A 4,100-nucleotide genomic window follows, 5' to 3' on the forward strand; every position below is an offset into this window, starting at 1 on the left:
CGGCACGCTGCCGGTGTCGCACAGCGGCTGGCTGAAATCTCCGGCGGTATTGCTGGCGCGCACCCGCATTTGCGCACCCGTGGTCAGGTTGTGGCCCGCCAAGGCAATCACCCGGATTGGCCGCTGGCCGGCGGTGGCCGCATCCAGCCAGGTACTGGCTGCCTGCGCATCGGTACTGACCGCTGTTTCGCTGTAGACACGGGTTTGCAGGCAAGTGAGCGGCGCCGCTGCCGTCCAGCTGCCACCGGACAGGGTGCATTCGTCGGCGCGATTGGGGTAGCCAAGGAGAATATTTGCCATCAGCCCCATAGCCTCATGGTGATTTGTCCGATTTCAGCGTTTGCCTCGATCCCGACCACCCGCAGCAGCTTGCCGGCTTGCAGGCCATAGCGCGGGTAGACAAGGTTGATGCACACGCCCAGGTCAATCAGCGGCAGCTGGGCCGGCTCTAGCCGCACCTTGACAGTGAACATGCGCCGCCCGACCTTGTAGAGCGCCAGCCGGCGATTGGCCTCGGCTTGCGCATCGGCCTGCTGCGCCAGTGCGGTCTGGATCGGGCTGTCGGTGGTGCCCATGGTCGGCGCCAGCTTGCGCACAGCGCGCACCGCCGCGTCTTGCGCCGTTACCGTGCGGTAGGCATTGCACACTTGCGCCTTGCGGCCCGCCGGTACATTGCCGGTCAGGTCGGATTGCACGCTGTAGCACTTACCCCAGCCGAGCACGACTTGCCACGGCGGTATGCCCTTGTCGCCATCGGCAGTCGAGATCAGCGACAGCGACACCACGCGGGCCGGCTGCACCGTCAGCACGGGCTGGCCGGCCGGTGCTTCCAGCCGCGCCATGCGTAGCTTGTTGCTGTTGTCGAAGCTGACATAGGCGCCAATGCTGCTGGCCAGTTCGTTGATCACGTCCAGCGCGGTGCGGGTGCCTTCCACCCACGCGCCCACCGGCGCCGGGTTTGCGGCATTGAGCGCGGCCACGTCGGCGGTGGCGAGGTCGGCCAGGGTAAAGCCGGCATCGAGGGCAATCTGCTGGATCAGGCTCGCGGTGCGGGTTTCGGCGGTGCTGGCATCCGCCGTCACCGTGCCGGCCGGCGCGCTGCCCAGCCGGATATAGGTACCGGTGGCCGTGGCGCAGACGTTATAGGTTGACGGCGCCGGCGAGGCTGACAGCATGGTCGCCACGTCCGGGTAGGTGGCGCCAAGTGTCAGCGCCACGCCACGGTCGTACACAGCCGACACGCTACACAGCCGATCGCTGAGCTGGTAGACCGCGATGGCGGTGTTGACCAGATAAGGCGAGAGATTCAGCACCGTGCCGTAGATACGCGGCTTTTGCTTGCCACCCATGTCCGTCGCCACCCCTTCCACGCCACCCGGCAGCACATTATTGCCGGCATAGATGGTGGTGAGCAGCGGCTGGTCGAGCGCATCGAGCCGGTCGCGCAGCGACAATACGATGTTATTGCTACTCACCTGCACGGTTTCAATGATGCCTCGGCCGACGCACACCCAGCCAGCCGGCCAGGGCGCGCCCTCGGTGCCGACATAAGCGCGTGCCTCGCGGCCATCCAGCGCCATATCAAGCAGGCCGTCGAGCGAGCCATCGGCATTGACCAGCGTAATCTGCCCCTTGGCGCTCTTGATGGCGCCATAGGTAGTGGCCTTATCGAACAGGTCGCGGCGGATCAGCCATGGCTGGCTCAGGTTTGGCGAAAAATGCACCAGCGGCGGCGTGTCGGTCGCGCGGGTGCGCATGCCGGCGCCGCTGGAAAAGCGCAGCGTCTTCGCCGGCCCGCTGGGCAGCGGGTAGGCGTCGATTTCGATCAGATAGGCCATTAAGCAAGCTCCGTGGCGGTTTGTAGTTGGCCCAGCGTTTTGTTGGTGTTGTCGAGCCTATCCAGCTGCTGCACCGCGATTTCGCCGCGCTGGTGATTTGCATCGGCGGTGTGCTGCTCAATTGCCTCCAAGCGCTGTTCCAGCTTTTCGTTGGTTTCGCGCAGGCGGCGGACTTCGGCAACCAGGGCGCTGTTGTCCTGCCGGCCGTACTGCCGCCAGTCGATTGCCGGCCCGGCCAGAATCTGCCGGGTTTGCTGAGCGGTAAACACCCGGGCGGCACCGGTGGCGATCAGCTCCGGGCCGTGCTCGCCGACTTGCGCGATGCCGCCAGCGTGGTCACCACCACTGGCGAAGCCGGGTATCGGCTTCGGGAAGGCCGGTGCCTTGCTGGCAGCGGTGCCGCCATCTTGCGTGGCGTACACCACCTTCGGCGCCATCGCGCCCGACATTGCCGCCGCAATGGCGCTCGGCAGCCCGCGCAGCAGCTCGGGCAGGGTAACGCCCAGGCTGGTCAGGCTGCTGGCCATGGTGGTAAGCGTGGTTTGCGCACCTTGCAGCTGGCTGGTCAGGTTGGTCTTGAGGTAGCCGGCGGCATCCTTGATATTGCTCAGCTCGGCCAATGTCTTGGTGGCATTGCCCGCCAGCTGTGACAGGTACTGCGCCTGCTGCTCGGCATTGCTGAGCGTCGAGGCGCCGGCACCAGTCATGTCGCGCTGGATGCGGTTGAATACATCGGTGTAGCCCTGCGAGCTGGCGTAGTAGTCGCGCGCCAAGTTCAAGAACACATCGGCGCGCTGGGTCAGCTTGCCTTGTGCATCCTTGTCGCCCTTGTTGGCCGCTGCCAGTGTTTCGGCATAGTCGGCCTCGGCCCGCTTGAGCTTTTCGACGGCGTTGAGCGGCGACAAATTGCCGGTGAGCAGCGACTTGGCATAGTCGCCCAGCTGCTTGGCGTAGGCCGTCAGATTGCCGATGGCGGTTTTCTCGGCCTCGTAGCGCTGCATGGTGAGCGCTTCGAGGTTGTTGGCCTCGGCCACCAATTCAGCCGTGTCGGCGCCGTTGCCATAGAGCTTGGCCAGATGCTGCTTGCTGGCGGCAATCTGGCTATCCAGCCACGCCGACTCGGTGAGCTTGCCCTGGTCGATCTGCACCTTAGCAATATCATCGGCCACCTTGTTGGACACGCTCTGCAAGCTGTCGATGGCGGCAGCCAAGTCGGTAACGATCTTGAGCTGTGCATCGTAGACGGCCCGATTCGCTGCGATCAGGTCGGCCTTGGCGTTGATCGCTGCCGTTGCCGCCTCTTTCTGCGCCGCCGACATGCCGCCCCAGTAGGACTGCGCGGCCTGCTCCAGCGTCTGGTTGGTGGCCTTGAGCCATGCCGCCAAGCTGGCATCAGTAAACCCCAGCGAGGCGGCGGCTTTACTGACCGCATTGTCGTAGGTGCTCTTTGCCACTGCGGCGCCAAGCGCCAAGGCGCTGCTGTTGTTGCCTTGCGCGCCGGCCAGCTTCTGCATGGCCTGCAGCTGGTTGATGGCCCGGTTAAACGCATCGGCGGTCATCTGCGTTTGCAGGGCCAGCAGCTGGGCCGCCTTGGTTTGATTCAACAGGGACATGGCCGCCGCATCGCCGGCCTTGTGCATGTCCGCCAGCTTCTGCTTGCCATCCTCATACTGGTTGATGATGGCGCTCAGCTGCTTGGTGTAGTCGTCGGGCGCCTTCAGGTCGGCCAGCTGCCGGTTGAGTTGCAGCATGTAGTCGGCATAGGACTTGGCGTCGTTTGCCGCCGTGTCGCCGGGCTTGTCGCCGCCTTTGTCTTGCGGCTTGGCAGTCGATGGCGGACGGGCGCCATAGAAGCTGGTGCCGATGCTGGCCATGCTGCTGTGAATCTTGTCCAAGGCCGCCTTGAAATCGGGGTTGTTCAGCAGATCACCCACCGCCTGCGCAACCAGGCCGGCCTTTTTGACCATGTCGTCAATCGCTGCCGAGCTGACGGCATCGGTCACCGAGGTGCCGGCAATCACGGCATTCACGATTGGGTTGACCAGTCCTTGCGTGATGATGTCGGTGATTTGCTTGGCCGCGTTGTCATACATGGCGTTTTCGATGCCAGTTATGACGGTATCGGCAAAGGCGGTTCCCGCTTCGTTCGCATCCTTGGCATTGCGCACCGCGTCGAGCAGGCCGGACTTGATGGCATCTGCACCCAGGCCGATGCTGTTGGCGGTATCGGCCAGTTGCTTTTTCTGGGCGTCGAGGCCATCC

3 protein-coding genes are annotated in these 4,100 nt (G+C 64.3%); all 3 read right to left on the reverse strand.

Translation table 11 applies throughout. From position 1 onward, the window contains the following. The coding region (locus ACE3OH_RS20350) for a hypothetical protein (protein WP_374357437.1) at positions 1-300 on the reverse strand (300 nt) is incomplete at its 3' end. Further along, positions 300-1,838 (reverse strand): hypothetical protein, encoded by a 1,539-nt coding sequence (locus ACE3OH_RS20355; protein WP_374357439.1) that lies wholly within the window; start codon positions 1,836-1,838, stop codon positions 300-302. The genes ACE3OH_RS20350 and ACE3OH_RS20355, both read right to left, overlap by 1 nt. Next, a partial coding sequence (locus tag ACE3OH_RS20360) for a hypothetical protein (RefSeq protein WP_374357442.1) occupies positions 1,838-4,100 on the reverse strand: 2,263 nt, incomplete at its 5' end. The genes ACE3OH_RS20360 and ACE3OH_RS20355, both read right to left, overlap by 1 nt.

Source organism: Chitinimonas sp. (assembly GCF_041904975.1).
Classification (GTDB): domain Bacteria; phylum Pseudomonadota; class Gammaproteobacteria; order Burkholderiales; family Chitinimonadaceae; genus Chitinimonas.

Bases quoted from the DNA above. Each gene is read 5' to 3' on its own strand.
- ACE3OH_RS20355 (WP_374357439.1), bottom strand. From the start codon at position 1,838: ATGGCCTATCTGATCGAAATCGACGCCTACCCGCTGCCCAGCGGGCCG.